29 protein-coding genes are annotated in these 26,310 nt (G+C 58.7%); 25 read left to right on the top strand and 4 right to left on the bottom strand.

Annotated elements, in window-relative coordinates:
• From IHN22_RS07145 to hisE, 24 genes are all read left to right on the top strand, one after another.
• The coding region (locus IHN22_RS07145) for a recombinase family protein (RefSeq protein ID WP_191434420.1) at positions 1-967 on the top strand (967 nt) is incomplete at its 5' end.
• Positions 964-1,425, top strand: coding sequence for a sigma-70 family RNA polymerase sigma factor (locus IHN22_RS07150; RefSeq protein ID WP_242961111.1), 462 nt, complete (start codon positions 964-966; stop codon positions 1,423-1,425). The genes IHN22_RS07145 and IHN22_RS07150, both read left to right, overlap by 4 nt.
• Before the next feature lie 135 nt (positions 1,426-1,560).
• Positions 1,561-2,142: an RNA polymerase sigma factor gene (locus IHN22_RS07155; protein WP_087330531.1), complete on the top strand. Its 582-nt coding sequence runs from the start codon at positions 1,561-1,563 to the stop codon at positions 2,140-2,142.
• Entirely contained in the window at positions 2,139-3,386 is a 1,248-nt protein-coding gene (locus tag IHN22_RS07160) for an anti-sigma-I factor RsgI family protein (RefSeq protein WP_191434422.1), read from the top strand. The genes IHN22_RS07155 and IHN22_RS07160 overlap by 4 nt, the downstream gene beginning before the upstream one ends.
• A 142-nt stretch (positions 3,387-3,528) precedes the next feature.
• Positions 3,529-5,397, top strand: a complete 1,869-nt coding sequence (locus IHN22_RS07165; RefSeq protein WP_191434424.1) for a heavy metal translocating P-type ATPase — start codon at positions 3,529-3,531, stop codon at positions 5,395-5,397.
• Between the two features lie 180 nt (positions 5,398-5,577).
• Positions 5,578-6,300 (top strand): UMP kinase, encoded by a 723-nt coding sequence (gene pyrH / locus IHN22_RS07170; RefSeq protein ID WP_087187991.1) that lies wholly within the window; start codon positions 5,578-5,580, stop codon positions 6,298-6,300.
• A gap of 1 nt (position 6,301) precedes the next feature.
• Positions 6,302-6,856 carry a ribosome recycling factor gene (gene frr, locus IHN22_RS07175; RefSeq protein WP_087187992.1) on the top strand — a complete coding sequence of 185 codons (555 nt, stop codon included), beginning with the start codon at positions 6,302-6,304 and terminating at the stop codon, positions 6,854-6,856.
• A gap of 69 nt (positions 6,857-6,925) precedes the next feature.
• Complete coding sequence (locus IHN22_RS07180; RefSeq protein WP_087187993.1) at positions 6,926-7,669, top strand: isoprenyl transferase; 744 nt, start codon at positions 6,926-6,928, stop codon at positions 7,667-7,669.
• The gene (locus tag IHN22_RS07185) at positions 7,670-8,494 is read left to right on the top strand and encodes a phosphatidate cytidylyltransferase (protein WP_300985857.1); all 825 of its coding nucleotides are present in this window, start codon (positions 7,670-7,672) and stop codon (positions 8,492-8,494) included.
• Between the two features lie 4 nt (positions 8,495-8,498).
• Entirely contained in the window at positions 8,499-9,638 is a 1,140-nt protein-coding gene (locus IHN22_RS07190) for a 1-deoxy-D-xylulose-5-phosphate reductoisomerase (RefSeq protein ID WP_191434426.1), read from the top strand.
• A gap of 18 nt (positions 9,639-9,656) precedes the next feature.
• The gene (locus tag IHN22_RS07195; RefSeq protein WP_191434428.1) at positions 9,657-10,730 is read left to right on the top strand and encodes a M50 family metallopeptidase; all 1,074 of its coding nucleotides are present in this window, start codon (positions 9,657-9,659) and stop codon (positions 10,728-10,730) included.
• 14 nt (positions 10,731-10,744) lie between these two features.
• Entirely contained in the window at positions 10,745-11,782 is a 1,038-nt protein-coding gene (gene ispG / locus IHN22_RS07200) for a flavodoxin-dependent (E)-4-hydroxy-3-methylbut-2-enyl-diphosphate synthase (RefSeq protein WP_191434430.1), read from the top strand.
• Positions 11,783-11,798: 16 nt separating this feature from the next.
• A complete protein-coding gene (locus IHN22_RS07205) occupies positions 11,799-15,983 on the top strand; it encodes a PolC-type DNA polymerase III (protein ID WP_191434432.1) in 4,185 nt (1,394 codons plus the stop codon).
• 93 nt (positions 15,984-16,076) lie between these two features.
• Complete coding sequence (locus IHN22_RS07210) at positions 16,077-16,589, top strand: ferritin (RefSeq protein ID WP_191434434.1); 513 nt, start codon at positions 16,077-16,079, stop codon at positions 16,587-16,589.
• A 119-nt stretch (positions 16,590-16,708) separates the two neighbouring features.
• On the top strand, positions 16,709-17,878 hold the full coding sequence (hisZ, locus tag IHN22_RS07215; protein ID WP_191434436.1) for an ATP phosphoribosyltransferase regulatory subunit: 1,170 nt from the start codon (positions 16,709-16,711) through the stop codon (positions 17,876-17,878).
• On the top strand, positions 17,875-18,516 hold the full coding sequence (gene hisG / locus IHN22_RS07220; RefSeq protein WP_087399059.1) for an ATP phosphoribosyltransferase: 642 nt from the start codon (positions 17,875-17,877) through the stop codon (positions 18,514-18,516). Before hisZ ends, hisG begins: the two co-directional genes overlap by 4 nt.
• Positions 18,513-19,787, top strand: a complete 1,275-nt coding sequence (hisD, locus tag IHN22_RS07225; RefSeq protein ID WP_191434437.1) for a histidinol dehydrogenase — start codon at positions 18,513-18,515, stop codon at positions 19,785-19,787. The genes hisG and hisD overlap by 4 nt, the downstream gene beginning before the upstream one ends.
• A 12-nt stretch (positions 19,788-19,799) precedes the next feature.
• Positions 19,800-20,375 (top strand): imidazoleglycerol-phosphate dehydratase HisB, encoded by a 576-nt coding sequence (hisB, locus tag IHN22_RS07230; RefSeq protein ID WP_191434439.1) that lies wholly within the window; start codon positions 19,800-19,802, stop codon positions 20,373-20,375.
• Positions 20,375-20,983, top strand: coding sequence for an imidazole glycerol phosphate synthase subunit HisH (hisH, locus tag IHN22_RS07235; RefSeq protein WP_191434441.1), 609 nt, complete (start codon positions 20,375-20,377; stop codon positions 20,981-20,983). The genes hisB and hisH overlap by 1 nt, the downstream gene beginning before the upstream one ends.
• Entirely contained in the window at positions 20,980-21,702 is a 723-nt protein-coding gene (gene hisA / locus IHN22_RS07240) for a 1-(5-phosphoribosyl)-5-[(5-phosphoribosylamino)methylideneamino]imidazole-4-carboxamide isomerase (RefSeq protein ID WP_191434443.1), read from the top strand. The genes hisH and hisA overlap by 4 nt, the downstream gene beginning before the upstream one ends.
• A complete protein-coding gene (gene hisF / locus IHN22_RS07245) occupies positions 21,696-22,451 on the top strand; it encodes an imidazole glycerol phosphate synthase subunit HisF (protein WP_087188005.1) in 756 nt (251 codons plus the stop codon). Before hisA ends, hisF begins: the two co-directional genes overlap by 7 nt.
• Positions 22,452-22,473: 22 nt before the next feature.
• Positions 22,474-22,716, top strand: coding sequence for a hypothetical protein (locus tag IHN22_RS07250; RefSeq protein ID WP_191434445.1), 243 nt, complete (start codon positions 22,474-22,476; stop codon positions 22,714-22,716).
• A gap of 9 nt (positions 22,717-22,725) precedes the next feature.
• Positions 22,726-23,055, top strand: a complete 330-nt coding sequence (gene hisI, locus IHN22_RS07255) for a phosphoribosyl-AMP cyclohydrolase (RefSeq protein WP_191434446.1) — start codon at positions 22,726-22,728, stop codon at positions 23,053-23,055.
• Positions 23,052-23,381 carry a phosphoribosyl-ATP diphosphatase gene (gene hisE, locus IHN22_RS07260; RefSeq protein WP_087188008.1) on the top strand — a complete coding sequence of 110 codons (330 nt, stop codon included), beginning with the start codon at positions 23,052-23,054 and terminating at the stop codon, positions 23,379-23,381. Before hisI ends, hisE begins: the two co-directional genes overlap by 4 nt.
• A gap of 58 nt (positions 23,382-23,439) precedes the next feature.
• Here hisE and IHN22_RS07265 read toward each other — a convergent pair whose 3' ends face one another.
• Positions 23,440-23,664 carry a helix-turn-helix domain-containing protein gene (locus IHN22_RS07265; protein ID WP_087390229.1) on the bottom strand — a complete coding sequence of 75 codons (225 nt, stop codon included), beginning with the start codon at positions 23,662-23,664 and terminating at the stop codon, positions 23,440-23,442.
• 104 nt (positions 23,665-23,768) lie between these two features.
• Between IHN22_RS07265 and IHN22_RS07270 the strand changes: the two genes are divergently transcribed.
• Positions 23,769-24,017, top strand: a complete 249-nt coding sequence (locus IHN22_RS07270; protein WP_087390232.1) for a hypothetical protein — start codon at positions 23,769-23,771, stop codon at positions 24,015-24,017.
• A gap of 22 nt (positions 24,018-24,039) precedes the next feature.
• On the opposite strand, the gene IHN22_RS07275 is transcribed toward IHN22_RS07270, so the two are convergent.
• Genes IHN22_RS07275 through IHN22_RS07285 form a run of 3 tightly spaced genes read right to left on the bottom strand, consistent with a single transcriptional unit; the run spans position 24,040 to position 26,192 of the window.
• Complete coding sequence (locus IHN22_RS07275) at positions 24,040-24,573, bottom strand: peptidoglycan-binding domain-containing protein (protein WP_300985895.1); 534 nt, start codon at positions 24,571-24,573, stop codon at positions 24,040-24,042.
• On the bottom strand, positions 24,570-25,790 hold the full coding sequence (locus IHN22_RS07280) for a peptidoglycan-binding protein (protein WP_087390236.1): 1,221 nt from the start codon (positions 25,788-25,790) through the stop codon (positions 24,570-24,572). The genes IHN22_RS07275 and IHN22_RS07280 overlap by 4 nt, the downstream gene beginning before the upstream one ends.
• 12 nt (positions 25,791-25,802) lie before the next feature.
• Positions 25,803-26,192 (bottom strand): spore cortex-lytic protein, encoded by a 390-nt coding sequence (locus tag IHN22_RS07285; protein ID WP_087188012.1) that lies wholly within the window; start codon positions 26,190-26,192, stop codon positions 25,803-25,805.
• Between the last annotated feature and the right edge of the window lie 118 nt (positions 26,193-26,310).

Consider the following 26,310-nt stretch of genomic DNA (forward strand, 5'->3'; position numbering starts at 1 on the left):
CAATCAGCTGACCATCCGGCATATTCTGACCAACCCTAAGTACAAGGGATGGTACTGCGGCAACAAGACCCAGTCGCTGGATTACCGAACCAAAAAGAAAGCCTTTTTGGACGAGAGTGAATGGGTTATGTACCCAGATCCCAACATCCCAGCCATTGTTTCGGAAGAGTTGTGGGATCAGGCTAACGCCATCTTCAAGCAGCGGAGCCGTGAGGTTCGGACAAAAGCCACCAGTTACCACAACCGTTATCCATACAGTGGGAAAATCATTTGCGGCAGACACGGCACCAGCTTCCATCGCCAGTCCTTTAAGACCCAGAAAGGAGAGACGGAGTTCTGGCGCTGCAAGACCTACCGCCAGAAAGGAAAGGATGGGTGCGATCTACCGGGTATCCGTACCCATGAAGTGGATCAGGTCTTGGCCGACCTCTTTGAGAAGGTGGTTACAGAGAAAAAACAGATCATCCGGTTGGTGCTGGACAGCATTGGGGAAACCTCGTGCGGGGTGGATTACTCCGCTCAGATTGGGCGGATCGAGGTGCAGATAAGCCAGATCGAGGAGAAGAAGGATAAGCTGCTGGAGCTGAGCATGGCGGATGCTATTACCCTCCAGGAGTTTAAGGAGCGCAACGGACGCTTCAACCGCCAGATCTCCGCCCTAGAGGAACAGCGGATGTCTCTGTGTCAGCAGGAGCAAATGCAAAAAAGTACGGAGATTGACCCAAAACTCCTGGAAAAGGCCCTGTGGGAAGAACTGAACTTTACAAATGGAATCCAATCTGAAGTCGTGGCGACGATCCTGGATCACATTGTGGTGTTGGAGCAAAGCGACGATAAGCAGATCTATTTAGAGATCTATCTCCGGCTGGGGCAGCAGGCTTCAGCCCATTTTCAGCGGGGTGGATTAGTCTCTTGCAATAGTCCTTTAAGAAGTACTATACCCCCAATGGGGATCAGGACGACTTGATTTCTATTGGTACCATTGGGCTGATCAAAGGAATTGGTACCTTTAAACCGGATAAAAAAGTACGGCTGGCTACCTATGCGTCCCGCTGCATTGAAAATGAGATCCTGATGCACTTTCGTGCCCAGCGTAAGACCCAGGGGGAGGTATCTTTGTCAGACGCTATTGATGGAGACGGGGACGGGAATTCGCTTTCTCTAATGGATACCATCAGTGTGGATGACGATATGCTGGAGGAGTTGGATGCCAGAGACGCGTGTATCCAGGTGCGGGAATGTGTAAAGAAGTGCCTGGATGCCCGGGAGGCCGCTATCATTACCCTCCGTTACGGGCTCAACGACCGTAAGCCCCTGACCCAGCGGGAGGTGGCTGCCAAATGCGGCATTTCGCGGTCCTATGTATCCCGCATTGAAAAAAAGGCGCTGAAAAAACTGGAGACAGCCATGGGGACCCAGCGGTAGGACTTTACGCGGCGGTGATTGTTGGGTTATAATAACAATAACTGTCTTGCCTTCGTGCGGACGGCAAAATTATTTTGATTTGAGTGCAATAAAATGCCTGTGTTTTGCATTCCACCAATGAGAGGAGAGAAAACTATGCTGATCCTGCTGGAGACCATGGCGGAGGAGAGCCGCCGGGTGACCGCTCCAGATATTCTGGAGCCGCTGCTGGTCAGGATGCAGGCTGGAGAACAGGAGGCACTGGCGGAACTCTATCATCATGCCCGGACTGCTGTATACGGCCTTGCTCTCTCCTATCTCAAGAATACCCATGATGCGGAGGATGTGACGCAAGATACTTTTGTGCGTGTTTGGGAAAATGTCCATCAATACCAGTCCCGTGGTACACCGCTGGCGTGGGTACTCACCGTTGCCCGCAATCTGGCCCTGATGAAGCTGCGGGAGCGGGGCAAGACGGAGGAATTGGAACCGGAATCCTGGGAACGGCTGGCGGCGGACAGTCCTCTGGTAACGGTGGAGGATCGGCAGGTGCTCCGTGCTGCGCTGGAAGGCTTAACCGATGAAGAACGCCAGGTGGTCACCCTCCACGCAGTTACCGGTTGGAAGCATAAAGAGATCGCGCATCTGCTGGATCTGCCGCTGTCTACGGTGCTGTCCAAGTACCGCCGGGCGCTGCAGAAGCTGCGGACCATACTGGAAGGGGGTGAGAAACCGTGAATGATCAGGAATTGGAGCGTAAACTCCATACGGCACTGGAGCACGCCGCGCCTGACGATGTGGAGGCAGTGCTTGCTCGTCTGGGGCCCCAGAATGGGAAGATCATTCCGATTTCCGCGCCCAAACGGCGAAAGCGCATCCTGCCCTGGATCGCGGCTGCCTGCTTGGCGCTTGCCATTGGCGGCGGTGTGGCCGGAGTGCGGTATCAGCAGGCCAACGCGGTAGCCTCTGTGGTCTCCCTCGACGTGAATCCCTGTGTCCGGCTGGAGGTAAACCGGGAAGAAAAGGTCCTTTCCGCCACCCCGGTCAACGATGATGCCAATCAGATTTTGGACGGCATGGATCTGACCGGTACGGATCTGGAGGTGGCGGTCAATGCCATTATCGGCTCTCTGCTGAAGCATGGATATGTGGACGAACTGGCCAATTCTGTGCTGATTTCGGTAGAGGATGACGATCTGACCCGGGGCGCCGCGTTGGAAGAGAAACTGACAGGGGAGATCTCCCAGGTGCTGGAGTCGGCTTCTATCAACGGGGCTATCCTGTCCCAGAGCTTTGCCACAGATGATGCCTTGCAGCAGAAGGCGGAAGAATACGGGATCTCCCAGGGTAAGGCTGCATTGATCCAGACATTGGTGGACAGCAGTTCCCACCTGACCTTTGAGTCGCTGGTAGGCTTGTCCATCAACGAACTGAACCTGTTGGCCAATTCCGAGGCTGCAGCCGACCTGACAGACCAGAGCGGTGAGCAGGAAAGCATCCGTTCTACCGGTACTGCAAGCCAGAGTGGCTATGTGGGTGTGGATGCCGCCACCCAGACGGCGCTGACCCATGCCGGTGTTCAGCAGTCCCAGCTGGACTACCTGGAAGCTGACTATGACTATGAAGATGGCCGGATGGTTTACGAGGTTGAATTTGGCGTCAGCGGTGTGGAGTATGAATACGACATCGACGCGGCCACCGGTGCTATTCTCAAGGCGGAGCAGGAGGGACAGACCATCCAGGCACCGGCTCCGGGCCAGACCCAACAGCCTCAGGGTGGTTCCAGCGGCACCATCAGCAGCCAGGAGGCCAGAGATATTGCTTTGTCCAACGCCGGAGTGGCCCTTTCGGATACACGGGAGTTGGAAGTGGAAGCGGATGATGGCTGCTACAAGGTGGAGTTTAAGTCAGGCCAATATGAATATGAGTATGAAATCAGCGTTGCCGATGGCAGGATTCTAAGTGCCGAGCGGGACGACTGAACAGATTGTTTCCGAAAATCGGGCAGCCATATGGCTGCCCGATTTTTTGTAGAACAAGGGAATCACACTTCCCCTTGACAACCTATACCCCTATGGGTATAATGATGGCGAGATACCCGTGGGGGTATAGGAGGCGGATGATATGAAAAAATTGGAGGCCATACTGGAGTGGGGCGGTGTCCGCAAGGATATCACACTGCTCGTTCTTTCCGGACTGGCTCTGGTGGTCAGCATTCTGTGGGGGGCTCATCTGCCGGTAGACCCGGCCTGGGTGGCCATTGTGCTGTGCGGTCTGCCTATTATTTTGGAGGCATTCATTGGGCTGATCACTGCCTTTGACATCAAGGCGGATGTGCTGGTATCCATTGCTTTGGTGGCTTCGGTGATCATCGGCGAGGACTTTGCCGCCGGTGAGGTGGCCTTTATCATGCAGCTGGGCGCCCTGCTGGAGGATCTGACGGTAGCCCGAGCCAGAGCGGGCATTGAAAAGCTGGTGAAACTGACGCCCCGCACCGCTCGCCGGCTGACTGGCGACGGGGAAGAGGTGGTGCCCGCGGAGATGGTACAGGTGGGGGAACTGCTGCGGGTGCTGCCCGGTGAGACTATTCCTGTGGATGGGATCATAAGGGACGGGCGCACCTCTGTGGACCAATCGGTCATGACAGGAGAGTCCTTGCCGGTGGACAAGGCCCCAGGAGACCAGGTGTCCAGCGGAACGGTCAACCAATATGGGGCCTTCACCATGGAGGCCACCCGGGTGGGGGAGGACAGCTCCATCCAGCGGATGGTACGGCTGGTCCAGTCGGCGGATGCAGGAAAAGCGAAAATTGTGGGACTGGCCGACCGGTGGGCCACCTGGATCGTGGTGATTGCCCTGTCTGCTGCTGCCATCACCGGCTTTGTTACCGGGGAGCTGATCCGGGCGGTGACTATTTTGGTGGTGTTCTGCCCCTGTGCCCTGGTGCTGGCTACCCCTACCGCCATTATGGCGGCCATTGGCAACGCCACCCGCCACGGATTCTTGGTACGGGAGGGAGACGCGCTGGAGCGGCTGGCTGGGGTCCAGTGTGTGGCTTTTGACAAGACGGGCACTCTTACATTAGGAAAGCTGCAGGTAACTGCGGTGCTTCCCCTGAATGGCCGGACGGAGGAACAGGTGTGGACAGGGGCTGTGGGCCTGGAGTCCTGGTCGGAGCACCCTCTGGGTAAGGCCGTTACCGCGGGTGGACGGGAGCGCTTTCCTGATCTGGTGCCGAAGGGGAAGAGCGTGGAGGTGCTGCCCGGCCTGGGTCTGAAGGGCATCGTGGAGGGCAGAGACCTATGGGCAGGCAATCTGGCGCTGATGGAGCAGCTGGGTGTGCCCATGCCCCAGGAGGCGGAGGGCTTTGTTCAGGCCCGGCTGGACGAGGGGTGTACCCTTATCTATCTGGCAGAGGAGGGAACATTGATCGGGGTGATGGCTCTGGCCGACACCCTGCGGCCCGACGCGGCGGAGACCATTCGGGCAGTGAAAGACGCCGGAGTGCAGCCGGTGCTGCTGACGGGGGACCACCCAAGCGCCGCCGGGCATATCGCGGCACTGCTGAATATCCGGGAGGTGAAGGCTGGATGCCTGCCGGAGGACAAGCTGAATTGGATTGCCCGGGCTCAGGAAGAGGGCAGACCGGTGTGCATGATCGGCGACGGCATCAACGATGCCCCTGCACTGAAACGGGCCATGGTGGGTATTGCCATGGGCGGTGTGGGCAGCGATATCGCTGTGGATGCCGCCGATATGGCCCTGGTGGGGGACGATCTACGGCAGCTGCCCCATCTGCTGCGGCTGGCCCGGCGGATGATGGTCACCATCAAATGCAATCTGACCTTCTCCATGGCGCTGAACTTTGCGGCCATTGCCTTGGCCATTACCGGCATTCTGAATCCTGTGGTGGGGGCGCTGGTCCACAACGCGGGCTCGGTGGTGGTCATTGTCAATTCTGCCCTGCTGCTGCGCTGGCACAAAAGGGCGTAAAAGGGGAAACCGGGCTCTGTTCCCGCTTTTTTGAAGGCGGGAACAGAGCCCTTGACAATTTTTACAGGAAGGGAAGGAGAGAATACGAATAATTTGAAAAACTTTAGCCTAACCTCTATGCAAAAATGGAAAACTATATTAAAATAAGATAGCATGATTTTCCGAAAAGGGGTTGAACATATGAGTGAACCGCAGTTCAAGCGGATTCTTCTGAAGCTCAGCGGCGAGGCCCTCGCCGGCGAGGCCAGCCGGGGTCTGGATTTCGATGTCATCGGCAGCGTTTGCGACGTAATTAAGAAGTGCGTGGCAGCCGGTGTCCAGGTGGGCATCGTGGTTGGCGGCGGCAATTTCTGGCGCGGCCTGAAGGATGGCGGCGACCGGATGGAGCGTACCCGTGCCGACCATATGGGAATGCTGGCTACCACCATCAATGCACTGGCAGTGGCCGACGTGCTGGAGCAGAAGGGTGTGGACGTGCGGGTGCAGACCGCCATTGAGATGCGGTCCATCGCCGAGCCCTACATCCGTTCCAAGGCCATCCGGCATATGGAGAAGGGCAGAGTGGTCATCTTTGGCTGCGGCACCGGCAATCCCTTCTTCTCCACCGATACGGCGGCTGTGCTGCGGGCGGCGGAGATCGACGCCGACGCCATTCTGCTGGCCAAGAACATTGACGGCGTGTATTCCGCCGATCCTCGCAAGGACCCCAACGCGGTGAAGTATGATACCATCACCTATGACGATGTGCTGGCTCAGCACCTGGAGGTGATGGATTCCACCGCCACGTCCCTGTCCATGGACAACAAGATCCCGGTGATCCTGTTCGCACTCAAGGACCCTGAGAACATTCTGCGTGTGGTCATGGGTGAAAAAATCGGAACCATCGTCAAGGAGGAACCGTGAAATGAAAGAGCTCAATAAAGAATTCGACGCCAAGATGAAAAAGACCATCGACGTAGTGATGAGTGATTTCGCCAGTGTCCGTGCCGGACGGGCCAACGCCGCCGTGCTGGATAAGATTACGGTGGACTACTACGGCGCCCCCACCCCTCTGAATCAGGTGGCCGCCATTTCCTCTCCTGATCCCCGTTCCCTGATGATCCAGCCTTGGGACGGTACTCTGCTGAAGGCCATCGAGAAGGCCATCCAGTGCTCTGATCTGGGCATCAACCCCCAGAACGACGGCCGTGTGATCCGTCTGTCCTTCCCTCAGCTCACCGAGGAGCGCCGTAAGGAACTGACCAAGCAGGTGAAGAAGTACGGTGAGAACGGTAAGGTGGCCATCCGCAACATCCGCCGGGACGCTATGGAGAAGTTCAAGGCTCTGGAGAAAAAGGGCGAGATGACCGAGGACGACCGCAAGGACTATGAGAAGGAGCTCCAGGATCTCACCGACAAGCGGTGCAAGGAGATCGATGAGCTGACCGTCAAAAAAGAAGCGGAACTGATGGCGGTATAATACCAAATGAAAGACATGGTGCGGGATGCGAAGAGTGTCCCGCACTGGTGTCGTATAGGCGGGTTGAACATGGCATTATTCAAACCGAAGGCGGCGCAGGCCCAGGTGGATTTTGACCACCTGCCCCGTCATGTGGCGATCATCATGGACGGCAACGGCCGCTGGGCCAAGCGTCGGGGGCTGCCCCGTACGGCAGGACACGCCGCTGGCGCGGAGACCTTCCGTACCATCGCCACATACTGTCAGAAGATCGGAATTGAGTATCTGACGGTATACGCCTTCTCCACGGAGAATTGGAAGCGGCCTCTGGAGGAGGTCTCCGCCATCATCGGACTGCTGAAGAAGTATCTTCTGGAGTCCATTGAGAAGATGGAGCGGGACAAGATCAGACTCCACTTTTTTGGAGATCTGGAGGCACTTCCTCCGGAGTTGAGAGAATTGACGGTGCGTACCGACGATATCTCCACACACTATGATGGTATGCAGGTCAACGTATGCTTCAACTATGGCGGACGGGATGAGATTGTCCGTGCGGCCCGGGCTTTTGCGGCGGAGTGTGCGGCGGGGAAGAAGGACCCCGCTCAGCTGACAGAGGCGGATTTTTCCGGTTACCTCTATTCTGCCGGGGTACCCGACCCGGACCTGGTGATCCGGCCCAGCGGTGAGCTGCGGATCTCCAACTTCTTGCTGTGGCAGTCGGCCTACGCGGAATTCTACTATACCGACGTGCTGTGGCCTGACTTCAGCAAGGAAGAGCTGAACAAGGCGCTGGCGGCTTATCAGGGCCGTTCCCGCCGCTATGGAGGTGTCTGAGTGGTCAAGCGAATCATGGTGGCGGTGGTCTGTATCCCGCTGCTGGCGGCAGCGGTATACGGTGTCTCGCCGGTCTATCCGGTCATCCTGCCCATTCTGGTGGCCGGATTGTCTATGATCGCGGTGCATGAGGTACTGTGGTCCACCGGATTTCTCAAGCATACCCGTATTTCCGGCTATTCCATTGTTTTGGCAGGCCTCATTCCGTTCTGGGTCTACTATAACGGCAAGCTGATGCCTGCCCTGGCTGGAATGTTCCTCTATGTGGTACTGCTCTTTGCCGAGGCCATTGGCAGTCATAAACGTATTACGTTGGAGAAGATGGGAGGCGCTTTCTTCCTCAGCGTAGTCATTCCCTTTTTTCTGTCCTCGCTTCTGCGGATCCGGCTCATGGAGCACTGGATGGCCCTCATCGTGCTGCCCTTTGAGGTAGCTTTCCTCAGCGATGCCTTTGCCCTCTTTGCAGGCATGGCCTTTGGCAAGCATAAGCTCGCGCCTGAGCTCTCCCCCAAAAAGACGGTGGAGGGTGCTGTGGGCGGCTTTGCAGGTGCCATTATCTGTACGATGATCTATGGCGCTGTCCTCCAGTTTGGCTTCTCCATGCAGGTCAATTACCTGTATCTTGTGATTTACGGCGCTCTGGGCAGCATTGTATCCCAGCTGGGCGACCTGTCTTTTTCCTATATCAAGCGGGAGTATGGCATCAAGGATTTCGGTAACATTTTCCCCGGCCACGGCGGCGTGCTGGACCGTTTCGACAGCGTAATCTTCTGTGCGCCCCTGATCGAACTGCTGATCCAATTCCTGCCCGCTGTGGGAGGCTGAACACATGAGCAACTGCATTTCTTTGCTGGGTTCTACCGGCTCCATCGGGCGGCAGTCACTGGAAGTGATTGCCGCCTGTGGCATGACTGTGGCTTCCTTGACCGCCAACCGGGACGTAGCGCGGATGGAGGCCCAATGCCGCCAGTTTCGGCCCCGACTGGCGGTCATGATGGACCCTGCCGCTGCCGCCGACCTGCGGACCCGGCTGGCCGATACGTCCATCCGGGTGGCCTCCGGTCCTGAGGGACTGGTGGAGGCCGCCACTCTGGAGGAGGCGGACACTGTGCTCACCGCTGTGGTGGGTATGGTGGGCCTGGTTCCTACCCTGGCGGCGGTCCGTCAGGGCAAACGGATTGCACTGGCCAATAAAGAGACCCTGGTGTGCGCCGGCGAGCTGGTGATGAATGGGGCCGATCAGTACGGCGCGGAGATCGTACCGGTGGACTCGGAGCATTCCGCCATCTTCCAGTGCCTCCAGGGCAGCCGGGACAGGGGAGAGGTGAAACGCCTTATCCTCACCGCCTCCGGCGGGCCCTTCTGGGGCTGGGATAAAGAGGCGATTGCCTCTGCTACGGTGGAGCAGGCCCTGAAGCACCCCAACTGGTCTATGGGCGCCAAGATCACGGTGGACTCCGCTACGCTGATGAACAAAGGCCTGGAGTTTATCGAGGCTATGCGGCTCTATCGGATGCCGCCGGAAAAAATCTCCATTGTGGTCCACAGGGAGAGCATCATACACTCCCTGGTGGAATACTGTGATAACGCGGTGCTGGCCCAGTTGGGGGTACCAGATATGCGTCTGCCTATCCAGTACGCATTGACCTGGCCCGCCCGTACCCAGGCGGTGGCAAAGCCGCTGGACCTGCTGACCTGTCCGCCGTTGACCTTCCATGCTCCGGATTATGAGGCGTTTCCCTGCCTCTCTCTGGCGCTGGAGGCCGCCAAAACCGGCGGCACCGCTACCGCTATCCTCAACGGTGCAAACGAGGCGGCGGTGGGCCTCTTCCTGGCGGGGCAGATTTCCTTTGGCAAGATTGCCAAGCGGGTGGAGCGGGCGCTGGCCCAGGTGCCTGTGGTCCAAACGCCTGCCCTGGAGGATGTGCTGGAGGCTGACAAAGCCGCACGCCTGATCGCAGGCAAGTAATCTGAGTTTGAGGTGTCTATGAACGTACTTTCCATTGTGCTTATCATCTTGTTTTTCGGGCTGCTCATTGCCATCCATGAATTCGGCCACTTTATTGCCGCCAAGCTGATGGGTGTGAAGGTGAACGAGTTTGCTATCGGCATGGGCCCCAAGCTGTTTTCCAGGGAGAAAGGGGAAACGCTTTACAGTCTGCGCGCCTTTCCCATTGGCGGCTTCTGCGCCATGGAGGGAGAGGGAGAGTCCTCCGATGATCCCAGGGCCTTTGGCAACAAGGCGGGCTGGAAGCGGCTTATCATTCTGGTGGCCGGTGCGTTCATGAATTTCATTACCGGTGTGGTGCTCATCCTCATCATCATGGCTATGGCGGGCAGTCCCTCCATGCCGGTGGTCACCGGCTTTATGCCCGGGGCAGAGGATATCGCCCAGACTGGGCTTCAGCCGGGAGATCAGTTTTATTCCATTGATGGCCACCGCATTTACTTCAACAACGACGCCTTTATCTTCCTGGAGCGAGCAGGGGAGCAGGTGGATGTAGTGGTACTGCGGGACGGTGAGAAGGTGGATCTGGGCACCATTGACCTGCCCTATCGCCAGCTCACCGATGAAAACGGCAATCAGGTCATGAAGCGGGGAATTTATCTGGGCGAGTTCCAGGAGGATACCCCCCTGACCTTGCTGCGGAACACCTGGTATCAGGCGGTGGACTACGTCCGTATGGTATGGATGGGCCTTGGCGACCTGATTACCGGTGCGGTGGGCCTGAACGATATGTCGGGCGTCATCGGCATTGTGGCGGTGGCAGGCGACGTGGGCCAGGCAGGCGCCGCAGCGGCCGGTTTGTTTGGCCTGCTCATCAACATCCTGGACTTTACCGCTCTGATTGCCATTAACCTGGCGGTGATGAATCTGCTGCCCATCCCGGCTTTGGACGGCGGACAGATCCTGTTTGTGTTTGTGGGCGGGATCTACCGGCTCATTACCAAAAAGAAGATGAATAAAAAGTATCTGGGCTATGTGAATGCCGTGGGCTTTTTCTGCCTCATCGCCTTAATGGTGGTGGTGGCGGTCAACGACGTGATAAAGCTGTTTTAGCGGGAGGTATACCAATGACCAGACAGATTCTTGTGGGCGGCGTCCCGGTGGGCGGCGGCGCTCCGGTCACCATTCAATCCATGACCAATACCCGCACCGATGATGTGACAGCCACGGTGAATCAGATCCTCCGTCTGGAGGAGGCAGGCTGCCAGATCATCCGGGTAGCGGTACCCGATATGGCGGCGGCCAAGGCTGTGGGGGCTATCAAAGCCCGTATTCATATCCCGCTGGTGGTGGATATTCACTTTGACTACAAGCTGGCTCTGGCCTGTGTGGAGGAGGGGTGCGACGCGGTGCGCATCAATCCCGGCAACATTGGCGGGGAAGACCGGGTGAAAGCGGTAGCGGAAGCCTGTAAAGCAAGACACCTTCCCATCCGCATTGGCGTCAACGGCGGTTCTCTGGAGAAGCCCCTGCTAGCCAAGTACGGCGGAGTCACCCCGGAGGCCCTGGTGGAGTCCGCCTTTGGCCATATCGCTCTGTTGGAGCAGTATGATTTCCACGACATCTGTGTGTCGCTTAAGTCTTCATCGGTAGTTACCACGATGGCGGCCTACAAGCTGATGAGCGGGAAAAGCGCTTATCCTTTACACCTTGGCGTTACCGAGACGGGCACCACCCGTATGGGTACCATCAAGTCCGCCATCGGCATCGGGGGTCTGCTGGCCCTGGGTATCGGCGACACCCTGCGGGTGTCTCTATCCGCCGACCCGGTGGAGGAGGTGTACGCCGCCAAGGATATCCTAAAGGCCCTGGGTATGGCAGCCAACGAGCCCAATCTGGTGTCCTGTCCCACCTGCGGCCGTACCCGCATTGATCTGATTGGCCTGGCCCACCAGGTGGAGGATCGGCTGAAGGAAGTCCACAAGCCCATTACCGTGGCAGTGATGGGCTGCGTGGTCAACGGCCCCGGCGAAGCCGCCGCCGCCGATGTAGGTATTGCCGGTGGACAGGGGGAGGGCCTTCTGTTCCGCAAGGGCGAGATTGTGAAGAAGGTCCCCCAGGAGCAGCTGGTGGACGAGCTGTTTACCCTGATCGACCAACTGTAAAGCAGGAGCGTGTCCTATGCCTCAAGCACAAAAGATCCCATTTTTAAAACTGTTTTCCGCCTGGCGGCCCGGCCCGGAGCTGACGGCGATGGTCCAGGGCTACCTAGTGACCCGGGCGGTCATCGATAAACATACCCGGTCCATCAAGGCCCAGGTGGAGTGCACCGCGCTCCCGGCGGAGGAGCTGCGTCACCAAATCGAGCGCAGCATTGCCTTGGCCTACCGGGTGGAGCAGGTGTCGCTGGAGATGACTGTCCCGGCTGGGGATGGGGCTGCCCCTACGCCCGAAGCGCCCCGGAAGCCTGCGGCAGCCGCCCCGGTTCCGGAGCAGCCTGCTCCCGTCCAGCAGCCCCAAAAGCCGCCGGTGGAGGATGATGCCGCTGCGGCCTTCCGCCGTACCGAGGAGATCCGCCGCAAGGCTCTGGAGAGCCTGAAGGTGGCCCGTCCCACAGAGAAAAAGGCCCCTAAAGAAGGAAAAGGGAAATTACTTTACGGCCGCCATGAGATCAAGAAGGAACCTATCCCAATGGGTACCCTGGATCTGGATATGGGTACTGTCATTGTGGAGGGCGATGTGTTCGCGGTAGACCACCGGGAGTTGAAGCGGCGGGAGGCCTGGGTGGTGTCCTTCGACGTGACCGACTATACCGGCTCTGTGCGGGTCAACAAGTTTTTCCCCGGCGATGAGGGCAAGCCCTTGGTAGAGGGTGTGAAGAAAGGTCAGCATCTCTTTATCCAGGGTAAGCTGAATATCGACCGTTTTACCGGTGACATGGTGCTGGAACCCTTCGCGGTGATGGAGGGCAAAAAAGAGCCCAAGATGGACAATGCCCCCGAGAAACGGGTGGAGCTCCACCTCCATACCAATATGTCGGCCATGGATGCCCTTACCGCTGTGGGCTCCAAGATGGACTCTCCCATCGGCGTGGACAAGAACGTGGTGAAGCGGGCGGAGCGGTGGGGCCACCGGGCCATCGCCATCACCGACCACGGCGTGGCCCATTCCTTCCCCAACGCCTGGCACTCCGCCAAGAACATCAAGATCCTCTACGGCGTGGAGGCCTATTTTATCAACGACGTGGATGACCGGGTGGTCATCCACGGTGACAAGGATCAGGACTTTACACAAGATATCGTCTGCTTTGATATTGAGACCACCGGCCTGGACAAGCGCACCGAGGCCATCACTGAGATCGGCGCCGTGGTGCTGCGGAACGGGGAAGTGGTGGAGCAGTTCTCCACCTTCGCCGACCCCGGCAGGCCTCTGACCCGGGAGATTACCCAGCTCACCGGCATCACGGATGAGATGCTGAAGGGGGCCCCCTCCCAGGAGGAGGCGGTCAATGCGTTCCTGGACTTCGTGGGGGACCGGCCTCTGGCCGCCCACAACGCGGAGTTCGATATGGGCTTTATTGGGGAGGCCTGCCGCCGCATGGGCCGGCCTTTCGAGAATACCTCTCTGGACAGCCTGATCCTGGCTCAGAACCTGCTGCCCGACCTGGGCAAGTATAAGCTGGATATCGTGGCCAACCACCTGAATCTGCCTGCCTTCAACCATCACCGGGCCTATGACGACGCGGCCACGGTGGGCTATATGCTGGTACCCTTCTTCCGGATGCTGGCCGACCTGGGGGTGCATACCCTCCAGCAGATCAACCCGGCCATGTCCAAGCTCCGCTCCGGCGGCAAGGCCAAGCGGCAGCCCAAGCACCTGATCGTGCTGGCCAAGAATCAGCTGGGCCTGCGGAACCTCTATAAGCTGATCTCTGCCTCCTATCTGGACCACTTCAAGCGGTATCCCATCATGCCCAAAAGCCTCATCAACCAGCACCGGGAGGGTCTCATCATCGGCTCGGCCTGCGAGGCCGGCGAGCTGTTCCAGGCCATCGTCAAACGGAAGGAGTGGAACGAGCTCAAGCGCATCGCCTCCTGGTACGACTTCCTGGAGATCCAGCCCCTGTGCAACAACGCCTTTATGCTCCGCAAGGGGATGGTGAAGAGCCAGGAGGAGCTGCGGGACTTCAACCGCACGGTGGTGGCTCTGGGCGAGGCGCTGGACAAGCCGGTGTGCGCCACCGGCGACGTCCATTTCCTGGACCCAGAGGACGAGATTTACCGCCATATCCTGCTGGCCTCCAAGGGCTTTGACGACGCCGATTCGCCCCTGCCTCTTTACTTCAAGACCACCCAGGAGATGCTGGACGAGTTTGCCTACCTGGGCAAGGAGAAGGCCTACGAGGTGGTGGTGCGCAACACCAACCTGGTGGCCGACTGGTGCGAGGACGTGGTGCCCCTGCCCAAGGGCCTGTTTGCTCCTAAGATCGAAAACTCCGCCGAGGAACTGACCCGGCTGGTGTGGGATAAGGCGAAAGCCCTTTACGGTGAGGAGCCCCCCCAGATCGTGGTGGACCGGATCAACGCCGAGCTGGGTGACATCATCAAGTGTAAGTACGACGTGATTTATATGTCGGCCCAGAAGCTGGTGCAGGACTCCCTGGATCACGGCTATCTGGTGGGCTCCCGTGGTTCGGTGGGCTCCTCTCTGGTGGCCTTCATGTCGGGTATCACCGAGGTGAACTCGTTGCCGCCTCACTACCGCTGCCCCAAGTGCAAGCACTCTGACTTTGAGGCGGCCAAGGAGCTGGGCATCGGCTGCGGTGCTGATATGCCGGATGCCAACTGCCCGGTGTGCGGCACTCCCTATGACAAGGACGGCTTCAACATCCCCTTTGAGACCTTCCTGGGCTTCGGCGGCGACAAGGTGCCCGATATCGACCTGAACTTCTCCGGCGAGTACCAGTCCAGCGCCCACCGCTATACCTTTGAGCTGTTTGGTCAGACACATGTGTTCCGGGCGGGCACCATCGGTACGGTAAAAGATAAGATTGCCTTTGGCTATGTGAAGCACTACCTGGACGACCACGGGCTCCACGGCACCCGTGCGGAGGAGAACCGTTTGTCGCTGGGTTGCAGCGGTGTTAAGCGCACCACCGGCCAGCACCCCGGCGGCATGGTGGTCATTCCCCAGAACCGTGAGATCTACGACTTCTGCCCGGTGCAGCACCCCGCCGACGACCCGGACAGCGACATCATCACCACCCACTTTGAATATCACTCCATGGAGTCCAACCTGCTGAAGTTGGATATGCTGGGCCACGATGATCCCACCATGATCCGTATGCTCCAGGATCTGACGGGGGTGGACCCTCAGAAGATCCCTCTGGACGACAAGGACACCATGAGCATCTTCACCTCCTCCAAGGTGCTGGGCTTTGAGGACGACCCCATCCTGGGCCCCACCGGGGCCGTGGCCATTCCTGAGTTCAACACCAAGTTTACCCGGGGAATGCTGATGGACACCCAGCCCCACCAGTTTGATATCCTGCTGCGCCTGTCCGGCTTCTCCCACGGCACCGACGTGTGGCTGGGCAATGCTCGGGACCTGATCGTGGATCAGGGTATCCCTGTTGGCCAGGCCATCGGCTGCCGCGACGATATCATGATCTTCCTGATCTCCTGCGGTATGCCGGAGAAGCGCTCCTTCAAGATCATGGAGGCGGTGCGAAAGGGAAGAGGCCTGCCTGAGGGAGCAGAGGAGGAGATGAAGGCCGCCGGTGTGCCCGACTGGTATATCGGCTCCTGTAAGAAGATCAAGTACCTGTTCCCCAAGGCCCACGCCGTGGCTTACGTTATGATGGCCTTCCGCATTGCCTGGTTCAAGGTACACCACCCCCTGGCCTTCTATGCCGCCTTCTTCTCCATCCGGGCCAAGGCCTTCGACGCCACCTGTATGTGTATGGGCATGGATGTGTGCAAGGCAAAGATGAAGGAGATCGAGAGCAAGGAGAAGCCCACCCCCGTGGAGGAGGACACTCTGGTCACCCTGGAAGTGGTGTACGAGTTCTATCTTCGGGGCTTCACCTTTGAGCATATGGACCTGTACCGCTCCCACGCCATCAACTTCCTGCCTGATATGGAGAAGGGGACCCTGCTGCCGCCCTTTACCTCCATCCCCGGCTTGGGCGAGACGGCGGCCCTGTCCATTATGGAGCAGCGGCAGGGTAAGCGGTTCATCTCCATCGAGGAATTCTCCGCCGCCTGCCCCAAGGTGTCCAAAACCCACATCGAGCAGCTGAAAGCAGTGGGTGCCCTGGACGGTATGCCAGACACCAGTCAGATCACGCTGTTTGACGGATTTTAAGGAAAGGCATACCGTCCCCCTTTGTGGGCTTGTATTTTGTCTAGGAAAATGATACCATAAACCCATCCTATTACATAAATGAGGTGTGTGACCATGTTGGATCAAAAGGTTGCTGAGCTGCTGAATGTACAGGTAAATAAGGAATTCTATTCCGCCTACCTCTATCTGGACTTTTCCATCTACTATGACGAGATCGGACTGGACGGTTTCTCCAACTGGTACAAGGTACAGGCCCAGGAGGAGCGGGATCACGCCACGCTCTTCCTCCAATATCTTCAGAACAACGGCTGCAAGGTCACTCTGGACACCATCCAGAAGCCGGATAAGGAGCTCAAGGACAAGTTGGAGGTACTGGAGTTCGGCCTGGAGCATGAGCGCTATGTTACCGGCCTGATCCACAATATTTATGAGGCTGCTCAGGCCGCCAAGGATTTCCGCACCACGCAGTTCCTGGACTGGTTTGTCAAGGAGCAGGGTGAGGAGGAAAAGAACGCGGAGGACATGATCAAAAAAATGAAGCTCTTTGGAGATGACGCCAAGGGCCTGTATATGCTTAACAGTGAAATGGCTGCCCGGGTCTACAGCGCCCCCAGTCTGGTTCTTTAAGCGATTGCAGCGGGCAGCCCCCAGGGGGCTGCCCGTATTTTATTCGGTTCGCACTTGACAAAATTGGGATGCTATAGTATATTAGCGTGGTAAAGTGATAAAGCAAAGGGCGTGATCCCATGAAATTCAACATCAACACCCCCGAAGGAACCCGGGACCGGCTGTTTGCCGAGTGCCAGGAGCGGCGGCAGGTCCAGGCTAAGCTGACCCGCCTGTTCCGCCAGAGGGGTTTTTTGGAGGTCTCTACCCCGGAGACCGAGTTCTATGATCTCTTTGCCCGGTCGGGCAGCGCCATTCCCCAGGAGCGTATGATCAAAGTAGGGGACCCCAGCGGTAAGTTCTGCGTCATGCGGCCCGACTCTACCACCCCTATCGCACGGGTGGCGGCCACCAAACTGAAGGCGGTGGCCATGCCTCAGCGTCTGTACTACGATCAGACAGTATATCGCGCCAACCCCGCCCACAACGGCGGCAGCCGGGAGATTCCCCAGTGCGGGGTGGAGCTCATCGGTGCAAAAGGGAAGAAGGCGGACGTGGAGATCATTGTTACCGCCATTGATGCCCTGCGGTGCTGCGGAGCCCCCAAGTTCCATGTTGAGCTGGGTCACGCCGGGTACTTCCGGGAGCTGGCAGGTCGGCTGGAATTGGAGAATTCCGCCGTGGAGGAGATCCGGGCCCTCATCGAGGGCAAGAACTTCGCGGCCCTGAAGGATTTCCTGGAGCCTTACCGGGGCAACCCGGCCTGTGCCGCCCTGGAACAGCTCAGCCGCCTCTTTGGCGGGGTGGAGGTGCTGGGTCAGGCGGAGAAGCTGGCGGGGAAGACCCCGGCGGTGGACTACCTGTCCGAGCTGTATGACGAGCTGTCCGCCGCGGGCTACGGCCCCTATATCCGCTTCGATCTGGGTATGGTCCACCAGATCGACTATTACACCGGCGTAGTCTTCCGGGGCTATGTAGAGGGAGCGGGGGACGCTGTGCTCTCCGGCGGTCGGTACGATAACCTGGTGGGTATCTTTGGCCGGGAGGCCCAGGCCACCGGCTTTGCCGTGGACGTGGACGCGGTGGCCCGCACCCTGCCTGAGATGGTGCTGCCGGTGCTGCGCACCGTGGTCCACTATGAGCCGGGCTATCTGGCCCAGGCCCTGGAGGCGGTGGATGGCCGCCCCGCTGGTACCTGCGAGCTGTCCCCCTGCCGGACTTTGGAGTCCAGCCTGAATCTGGCCCGGGACAAGGGCGCGGAGATGGTGCTGGTTTTGGATAAGGACGGAGAAGGGACGGTGCGGGTATGAGTGAGCGGCTGAAGATCGCCATTACCAAGGGGCGGCTGCTGGACAAGAGCATGGAGCTCTTTGAGGGGGCCGGGCTGGATTGCTCCCCCATCAAGGACCCGGGCCGCCGTCTGGTCCACTGTGTGCCCAACTACCCCCTGGACGCGGTGCTGGCCAAGGCGCCCGACGTCATCACCTATGTGGAGCATGGGGTGTGCGACCTGGGCATCGTAGGGAAGGACACCATCCTGGAGAAGGGGGGCTCCTTCTACGAAGTGTTGGACCTGGGATTCGGCAAATGCCGGTTCGCCCTGGCCGTCAAGGCGGGGAGCGACTTCTACGGTACCTACAAGACCCGACGCATCGCCTCCAAGTACCCGGAGGTGACCCGTGCCTTCTTTGCAGGCAAGGGTATGGACGTGGATATCATCAAGATCGAGGGCAGCGTGGAGCTGGCCCCCATTCTGGGCCTGGCCGACGCCATCGTGGATATCGTGGAGACGGGAGCTACTCTGAAGGCCAACGGTCTGGTGCCCATCGAGGATGTGGCGCCGGTTTCTGCCCGGCTTATCGTGAATACTGCCAGCATGAAGCTGTACAAGAATCAGATTGAAGACTTTATAGCCCGTTGTGAGGGAGAATTGGAGAAGCGGAAATGATTCAGATCGTAAAAGCAGACGGCGCGGCCGAAAAAGCGGTTATCAGCGCCATGAAGGCCCGAGCGGCCCAGGCAAACCAGGCCATTGACGCGGCGGCAGCCGAGATTATGGAGACGGTCCGGGAGAAGGGTTTTGAAGCGGTGCGGGACTATTCTCTCCGCTTTGATAAGGCTGAACCCCGTGAGATCTCCCAGGCGGAGCTCCAGGCGGCCTATGACCGCTGCCCGGCGGACTTGATTTCCGCCCTGGAGCGGGCGGCGGCCAACATCAAGGATTACAATGAGAAGCTGCTTACCCATACCATGGAGTGGACCTCCCCTGATGGAGGCGTGGTAGGCCGGGTGGTCCGCGGCCTCACCCGGGTGGGCATCTATGTGCCCGGCGGCACGGCGGCCTACCCCAGCAGCGTGCTGATGAATGCGGTGCCTGCCAAGGTGGCCGGGGTGGAGGAGATCGTTATGGTGACGCCCCCCACCGAGAACCTGAACGATGCTGTGCTGGCTGCCGCCAAAATCGCTGGGGTGGACCGGGTCATTGCTGTAGGCGGCGCCCAGGCGGTGGCGGCTCTGACCTATGGCGCGGGCTTCATCCCCCGGGTGGATAAGCTGGTGGGCCCCGGCAACGCCTTTGTGGCCTCCGCCAAGCGGCAGGCCTACGGCAAGCTGGACATCGACATGGTGGCCGGGCCTTCCGAAATATTGATTATCGCAGATGGCAAGGCCAACCCCAAATTTGTAGCCGCCGACCTGCTCAGCCAGGCCGAGCACGACAAGTTGGCCTCCGCCGTGTTGCTCACCGATTCCATGGAGCTGGCCCAGGCGGTGGACGCTGAAATCATCCGCCAGACCGGGTATCTCAGCCGCTCCGAGATTATGGAGTGCTCTCTACGGGATTTCGGCTGCGCCATCGTGTGTAACAGCCTGGCTGACTGCGCCGCTCTGGCCAACGAGATCGCCCCGGAGCATTTGGAGATCGTCACGGAGGCCCCCCGAGCCCTGCTGCCCTCCATCAAGAACGCCGGTGCGGTGTTCCTGGGCGCCTGGTCCCCGGAACCTCTGGGGGACTATCTGGCCGGACCCGACCATGTGCTGCCCACCAGCGGTACCGCCCGGTTCTTCTCGCCCCTCAGCGTGGACAGCTTTCTCAAGACTATGAGTGTGATCCAATATGACGAGGCCAGCTTGGGTCCCATTAAGGAGCAGATCATCACCCTGGCCAATGCGGAGCATCTCACCGCCCACGCCAATTCCATCAGGGTGCGGTTTGAGTAAAGGAGAATGACCATGAGAACAGCCCAACTGACCCGCACCACCAAGGAGACCGATATCCGCCTGACCCTCTCTCTGGGGGGAGGAGGGGTGGACGTCCACACCGGCATCGGCTTTTTCGATCATATGCTGACGGCTTTCGCCTTCTATGGTGGGCTGGGCCTGGAACTCTATGTCCAGGGCGATCTGGAGGTGGACGGGCACCACACCGTGGAAGATGTAGGCATCGTGCTGGGCCAGGCTATGAAGGAGGCATTGGGGGACCGGAAGGGCATCCGACGGTTTGCCTCTGCCTTTATCCCCATGGATGAGGCCCTGTGCTTCACCGCCCTGGATTTCTCCAACCGGCCCTTTCTGGTGTTTGACGCCGAGATGCCTCAACCCATGATCGGAGCCTATGACTCCTGTCTTACCGAGGAGTTTATGAGGGCCTTCGCGGTGAACAGTGGATTAACTTTACATATGAAGTGCCACTACGGAAAGAACGCCCACCACATTACTGAGGCCCTGTTCAAGTCCCTGGGTGTGGCGGTCAAGGAGGCCGTGCAGATTACCGGTACCGGGGTCACCTCCACCAAGGGGGTGCTGTGATGGGTTATACCGCTATCGTGGATTACGGCGTGGGTAATTTGAAGAGCGTGACTAACGCCATGGACTACCTGGGCCTGAAAACCTGTATCACCAGCGATCCAAAGGAGCTGGAGCTGGCCGACGCCATCATCCTGCCCGGCGTAGGGGCCTTCCCCGACGCGGCGGATAAGCTGCGGGGGACCGGTCTGGACCAGGTGCTGGTGGCCCAGGCAGAACGCAAACCCATCCTGGGCATTTGCCTGGGAATGCAGCTGCTCTTCGACCGGGGTGAAGAGGTGCGGGAGTGTAAAGGACTTGGACTTGTACCTGGCTGTGTCCGTAAGATTGAGACCAATCTCAAGCTGCCCCACATCGGCTGGAACAGCCTGAGCTACCCCAACCCGTCTCCGCTGTTTGCTGGGGTGGAGGAGGGTAGCTACGTCTACTTTGTCCACTCCTTCTGTGGCGTGGCCGCTGACCCGTCCACCGTTATCGCCCAGACCGACTACGGTATCCCGGTGGTGGCGGCGGTGCAGAAGGGCAACGTGTACGGCTGCCAGTTCCACCCGGAGAAGAGCGGCGAGGTGGGCTTGCAGATTCTGAAAAACTTCGGAGGGCTGAACAGATGATCTTATTTCCCGCCATTGATTTGAAAGATGGTAAGGCTGTCCGCCTTTACAAAGGAGATTTCGCAACGGCTCACCAGGTGGCGGATGATCCGCTGGCGACTGCAAAGGCCTTTTATGACGCCGGGGCCCGCCATATCCACATGGTGGATCTGGACGGCGCCCGCAGTGGAGCCCGGCAGAACGGCGCCATTGTGCAGGCGGTGGCTCAGAGCTCCGGCCTGAAGGTGGAGCTGGGGGGCGGTATCCGCTCTATGGCCGACCTGGAGGAGGTCTTTGCCCTGGGAGTTTGGCGGTGCGTCATCGGCTCCGCCGCCGTCAGCCATCCGGAGTTTGTGAAAGAGGCGGTAGCCAAGTATGGCGAGCGCATTGCCGTAGGCATCGATGCCATGGACGGCATCGTCAAGACCGCCGGATGGGAGCAGTCCTCCGGCCTCAACTACCTGGACTTCGCCAAGTCCATGGAGGCGATAGGTGTAAGGACGATTATCTTTACAGATATCGCCACCGATGGGATGTTGTCCGGCCCTTCCTTTGACCGACTGGCCGCCCTGCAAGCGGCGGTAAGCTGTCAGATCGTGGCCTCCGGCGGGGTGTCCTCCAACGGGGACCTGTCTCAGCTGAACGCCATGAATTTGTACGGGGCTATCATCGGCAAGGCCTACTACGCCGGAACGGTGGACCTGGCGCAAGCGGTAAAGGAGGCGGGGGAGCAGTGTTAGCCAAACGAATCATTCCCTGCCTGGATGTGCGGGACGGCCGTGTGGTGAAGGGGGTCAACTTCGTCAATATCCGAGACGCCGGCGACCCGGTGGAGCTGGCCAAATACTATTCCGATCAGGGAGCTGATGAGATCGTCTTTCTTGACATCACCGCCACCAGTGATGCCCGGGATACCGTGGCCGACGTGGTAGAACGCACCGCCGCTCAGGTCTTTGTCCCACTAACCGTGGGGGGTGGCATCCGTACTCTGGAGGACTTCCAGCGGCTGCTGCGGGCAGGGGCGGACAAGATCTCTGTCAACTCCGCCGCCGTGGCCCGGCCTGAACTGATTTCCGAAGCGGCGGAGCGGTTTGGTTCCCAGTGCGTGGTGCTGGCGGTGGACGCCCGGTCCCGGGGAGACGGCACCTGGGAGGTGGTGGTGGCCGGAGGCCGCAAGCCCACCGGCATGGACCTCATCGAATGGGTGAAGAAGGGCGAGGCCCTGGGGGCGGGAGAGATTTTGCTCACCTCTATGGACGCCGACGGAACCAAGGCTGGTTTTGATCTGGCCATGACAAAAGCGGTCACCAATGCGGTATCCATCCCCGTGATTGCCTCCGGTGGCTGCGGTAGCCTGGCCCATTTTGCGGAGGTATTTGAGGAGACTGGGTGCGACGCAGCTTTGGCAGCCTCTTTATTCCATTTTGGGGAGTTGACAGTGCCCCAGGTAAAGGAGTATCTTGAAACCAGACAGATCCCGGTGCGATAACTCACACAAGGGGGAAGATGATATGCTGGATAACATTTTTGATCTGGTGTCCGATCTGATTGGAGAAGACAATGTCAATCAGTTGACTGGAAAGCGATTGCCGGGCGGGAACCAGATGCGGAGACCGGTCAAACAAAGACCGGCCACCAGCCGACCGGCGTCTCGCACATCGGCGGGGCAGACCAAGCTGACCGCCCGCCGGGACCGGCGGGGAGGAGAAGATCCCTGGGACTGGAAAGAGGAGAAGCCGCCCTGGGAGTTTTGAGGTGATAGTATGCTGGATCTGGACCTTTTGTTTCAGAAATCCGATTTGATCCCCGTCATCATCCAGGACGCGGATACCAAAGATATTTTGATGCTGGGCTTTACCAACAAAGAGGCGGTAGAGTTGACCTTAAAGACCAGAACCGCCTGGTTCTGGTCCCGCAGCCGCCAGAAGTTGTGGAACAAGGGCGAGAGTTCGGGCCACTTCCTCCATGTGAAGAAGGTGGTCACCGACTGTGACACCGACACCCTGCTCTATCTCTGCACCCCGGAGGGCCCCACCTGCCATACCGGAGCACGCAGCTGCTTTTTTAACACGATTTGGGAGGAAACACCATGAGCGATACCATTTTACAGGACCTGTACCAGGTGGTGCTGGGCCGCAAGAGCGATCCCCAGGAGGGGTCCTACACCTGCTATCTGTTTGATAAGGGTCTGGACAAAATCCTGAAGAAGGTGGGGGAGGAGTGCTCCGAGACCATCATCGCCGCCAAGAACGGCAAGCAGGAGGAGACGGTGGGAGAGATTTCCGACCTCATCTACCACCTGATGGTGATGATGGCCGACCAGAACATCCCCCTGGACGCGGTGCTGGCCGAATTGGAGCGCCGCAGCCATAAGATCGGCAATCTGAAACAGATGAAGACAGTGGACCACGAGACCTGATAAGATGTAATGATTACAAAACCGGGTCCTGCCGCCATGGACGGCAGGACCCGGTTTCTTATTTTGCGCGTTCGTAAGGGCTGCTGATGTTGGTGCGGCCCAGAATATAGTCGGTGGAGGTGTGATAGAAGTCGGCCAGCGCCATCAAATGAACCACCGGGATAGTCTGAAAACCACGCTCATAGCGGGAGTACACTGTCTGGCTGATGCCCAGCACCTCGGCAATATCCTTTTGATACAAATCCCTGTCCTCCCGCAGATCACGCAGCCGCTGAAAATACATTGCTCTGCCTCCTTGCAATAGTACTTATGAATACTATTGACAATACAACAGGTTCTCATTAGAATGTTTGATACAGTACTTATAAGTACTAAAAGGAGGACGTGATGGAACTATATCAGGAAATATTGGCTCACATCCTACAGAATACGACCGTGTGCATATCCTTTCCAGAGCTAAAATGTGACATTAGTGCACTGGTAGAACAGGAGTGTTATCAGGCCTTACAAAAAATCCAGGCGATCCTGAGGGACGATCGCCTGGATGATGCGGAGTGTTTTCAAAAAATTGAAGAAATCGTGTGTGTAATTGAGAATTTAGGCGGTGGTTGTGGAACCAGACACGATTTTGGATAAAAGGTGCGATATTAGCTCTCCTTTATTTTTGCCCGTAGGTAACGAACAGAGTATACAGGCGGCTGATGGTATTCCAGCTGTCCTGATCCAGTACGCCGGTCTGGGGCCGGCCGTCCAGTTGCTGGACCCAGCGGATATTATGCTGAGTGGCGGTATCGTTCTGGCCGGTGACCGGGGTGGACTGGATGCCATTGAGGAGGCGGGCCAGTGCCCGGAACATGGACTGCACCAGATAGAGGTGGACGCTGTCCTGGTCAGGCTGAACGGAAAAATCACAGTTGGGATAGCCGCGGCAGGGGAGAGGCCCGGCCAGCCTGGCTCTGGCCTGCAAGAAGAGGGCTACGATGGCCTCCCAGGTGGCCTGATCCACCCGGCCGGTCACCGGCGGGAAAAATTCCCGCTGAAAGAGCATAACGGCCTCCAGAGTGCGCTCCCCAAAGACCCCATCTGGAGTGAGCCGCGGCAGAAAGTCGTAGAGGAAGGACAGCTCCCGCAGCATGGTTTGCAGGCTGCGGACCGGTTTGCCGATCAGGCGGATCTCTTGAGGCACAATCATGCGGATACTCCTCTCTCATCGGCGGAGCCCAGCGTCATGGGCTGGCCGGGGTACTGAGTCAAGCCGGTGGCCTGGCTTTCGGGCAGGTCGGGGCGGAATTGCTCCGGGATTACATTGGTGTAGGTCTCCACCGTGTCCACGATACCAGCGTACAGCCGGTAGAGGGCGGCCCAGGTCTGGGGACCCATGATGCCGTCCTGGGGCAGGCCGGCCATACGCTGCACCGCGATGACAGCATTTTTTGTGGCGGGACCGTAAATGCCGTCGATGGCCACCCGGGGGATATTGCTGTAGAACTCCGACACCACCGACAGCACATATTGTACGGTTCGTACCGAATCGCCTCTGGCGCCCTCGGCCAGCACGTTGGGGAAGGGCTGGCTTCCGCTGCCGGGGTAATAGGTCTGCCCCTGACTGATGAGCTCTGCCAGATCCAGCACCCCCACATAGAGGAACACCATCTTGTACCAGGTGGAATTGCCCACAATGCCGTCGGGAGTCAGATCAAAGATGGACTGGAATTTCTTGACCGCCGCCTCGGTGGCGGGACCAAAGACCCCGTCCACCGGGTAGACCTTGGGAATGGCGGGGTAGTCCCGGGAGATACGGTTGAGCATGACCTGGATGCGCTGTACCGCCTCGCCCCTGTCTCCCCGGCGGATGGGATAGCCGGGGTATGAGTAGCGGATGCCCTGGACCGGGGCGTTGGTCACCAGCTCAATGTTATCGCCGTAATAGGAGCGCAGGATGGTCATATAGTCCGCCCCCTGTTCCGCCATGGCCTGGCTGCCCCACTGGGATAGCCCGTCACAGGTGACGGTGGTGCCATTGCAGAATTTGGCGGCCAGAGGCTCTACAAAGCCGATGCGCCGTATGTAGGAGTTGAACATCTCATCCACCAGCTGGCTGATATTTTCAAAGATGTTACGGTCCTTGATAAATTTCTGGTCGTAGGCGGTGGAGGAGGTGATATTGAAGGGGTAGCCCCGGCTTGGGTAGAACTCGGTGTATACCCGGTTGAGGGCGAAAGAGATGATGGCCAGGATGTTGGCCTGGAGGGCGGCGGGCTCCCAGGTGGGGTAGATCTCGCTGGAGGCCACGTTTTTCACATACTCCGGAAAGGATACCGTCACATTCTCCGCGCTGGAGCCCGGCGGGCCCAGATGAACGGTGATGTATTGCGGCACATAGGGGGTAATGGGCAGCGATTCTGGCATGGTATCCCTCCTTTACAGATTCTGAGGCGGTACGTTGACCGGGTCCTCCGGCAGCAGAGTGGCAGACTGCTCCGGCAGAGGGATGAGCTCCAACTCCTGCAAGGTCTGGGTGCCGGCAAAGATCTGGACGTTCTCCACCACCAGCAGTTCATAGCCCGGGGACTCAGCCCAGATATCACATACGGCAAAGGGAGTGACAGTGCCGGGAGACTCGCTGGCTGAGGCGTCAGGTGTTTCTACCTGAACCGGTGTGGTGCGGCCATTGGCGTCGGTGACCCGCAGGGCCAGCAGGGTGTGGCGGCCTTCGGTGCCCCGCTGGGTAAAAGCTACGGTGGCGCCTGCCACCGGGATCTGGGCCCGGGACGTAAATACCCGGGTCAGAATGGTTCCTGTTGCGGCCAAGTTGCATTCCTCCTTTTCTTTCCACTCTATGCCGTCAACGGAGGAATTGCCCGTGAGGCGTTGACATCGGGGCCGGTTTTGAGTAAACTGAATAGGAAAGATATCCTCTGGAACGAGT

Origin of the sequence: Flavonifractor sp. An112, assembly GCF_904377885.1 — a bacterium.
Classification (GTDB): Bacteria; Bacillota; Clostridia; order Oscillospirales; family Oscillospiraceae; genus Flavonifractor; species Flavonifractor avicola.

Excerpts from the sequence above, each read along its gene's own strand:
- IHN22_RS07155 (WP_087330531.1), top strand. The coding sequence starts at position 1,561 with ATGCTGATCCTGCTGGAGACCATGGCGGAGGAGAGCCGCCGGGTGACC.
- IHN22_RS07165 (WP_191434424.1), top strand. The coding sequence starts at position 3,529 with ATGAAAAAATTGGAGGCCATACTGGAGTGGGGCGGTGTCCGCAAGGAT.
- pyrH (WP_087187991.1), top strand. The coding sequence starts at position 5,578 with ATGAGTGAACCGCAGTTCAAGCGGATTCTTCTGAAGCTCAGCGGCGAG.
- frr (WP_087187992.1), top strand. The coding sequence starts at position 6,302 with ATGAAAGAGCTCAATAAAGAATTCGACGCCAAGATGAAAAAGACCATC.
- IHN22_RS07180 (WP_087187993.1), top strand. The coding sequence starts at position 6,926 with ATGGCATTATTCAAACCGAAGGCGGCGCAGGCCCAGGTGGATTTTGAC.
- IHN22_RS07190 (WP_191434426.1), top strand. The coding sequence starts at position 8,499 with ATGAGCAACTGCATTTCTTTGCTGGGTTCTACCGGCTCCATCGGGCGG.
- IHN22_RS07195 (WP_191434428.1), top strand. The coding sequence starts at position 9,657 with ATGAACGTACTTTCCATTGTGCTTATCATCTTGTTTTTCGGGCTGCTC.
- ispG (WP_191434430.1), top strand. The coding sequence starts at position 10,745 with ATGACCAGACAGATTCTTGTGGGCGGCGTCCCGGTGGGCGGCGGCGCT.
- IHN22_RS07205 (WP_191434432.1), top strand. The coding sequence starts at position 11,799 with ATGCCTCAAGCACAAAAGATCCCATTTTTAAAACTGTTTTCCGCCTGG.
- IHN22_RS07210 (WP_191434434.1), top strand. The coding sequence starts at position 16,077 with ATGTTGGATCAAAAGGTTGCTGAGCTGCTGAATGTACAGGTAAATAAG.
- hisZ (WP_191434436.1), top strand. The coding sequence starts at position 16,709 with ATGAAATTCAACATCAACACCCCCGAAGGAACCCGGGACCGGCTGTTT.
- hisG (WP_087399059.1), top strand. The coding sequence starts at position 17,875 with ATGAGTGAGCGGCTGAAGATCGCCATTACCAAGGGGCGGCTGCTGGAC.
- hisD (WP_191434437.1), top strand. The coding sequence starts at position 18,513 with ATGATTCAGATCGTAAAAGCAGACGGCGCGGCCGAAAAAGCGGTTATC.
- hisB (WP_191434439.1), top strand. The coding sequence starts at position 19,800 with ATGAGAACAGCCCAACTGACCCGCACCACCAAGGAGACCGATATCCGC.
- hisH (WP_191434441.1), top strand. The coding sequence starts at position 20,375 with ATGGGTTATACCGCTATCGTGGATTACGGCGTGGGTAATTTGAAGAGC.
- hisA (WP_191434443.1), top strand. The coding sequence starts at position 20,980 with ATGATCTTATTTCCCGCCATTGATTTGAAAGATGGTAAGGCTGTCCGC.
- IHN22_RS07250 (WP_191434445.1), top strand. The coding sequence starts at position 22,474 with ATGCTGGATAACATTTTTGATCTGGTGTCCGATCTGATTGGAGAAGAC.
- hisI (WP_191434446.1), top strand. The coding sequence starts at position 22,726 with ATGCTGGATCTGGACCTTTTGTTTCAGAAATCCGATTTGATCCCCGTC.
- hisE (WP_087188008.1), top strand. The coding sequence starts at position 23,052 with ATGAGCGATACCATTTTACAGGACCTGTACCAGGTGGTGCTGGGCCGC.
- IHN22_RS07265 (WP_087390229.1), bottom strand. The coding sequence starts at position 23,664 with ATGTATTTTCAGCGGCTGCGTGATCTGCGGGAGGACAGGGATTTGTAT.
- IHN22_RS07270 (WP_087390232.1), top strand. The coding sequence starts at position 23,769 with ATGGAACTATATCAGGAAATATTGGCTCACATCCTACAGAATACGACC.
- IHN22_RS07275 (WP_300985895.1), bottom strand. The coding sequence starts at position 24,573 with ATGATTGTGCCTCAAGAGATCCGCCTGATCGGCAAACCGGTCCGCAGC.
- IHN22_RS07280 (WP_087390236.1), bottom strand. The coding sequence starts at position 25,790 with ATGCCAGAATCGCTGCCCATTACCCCCTATGTGCCGCAATACATCACC.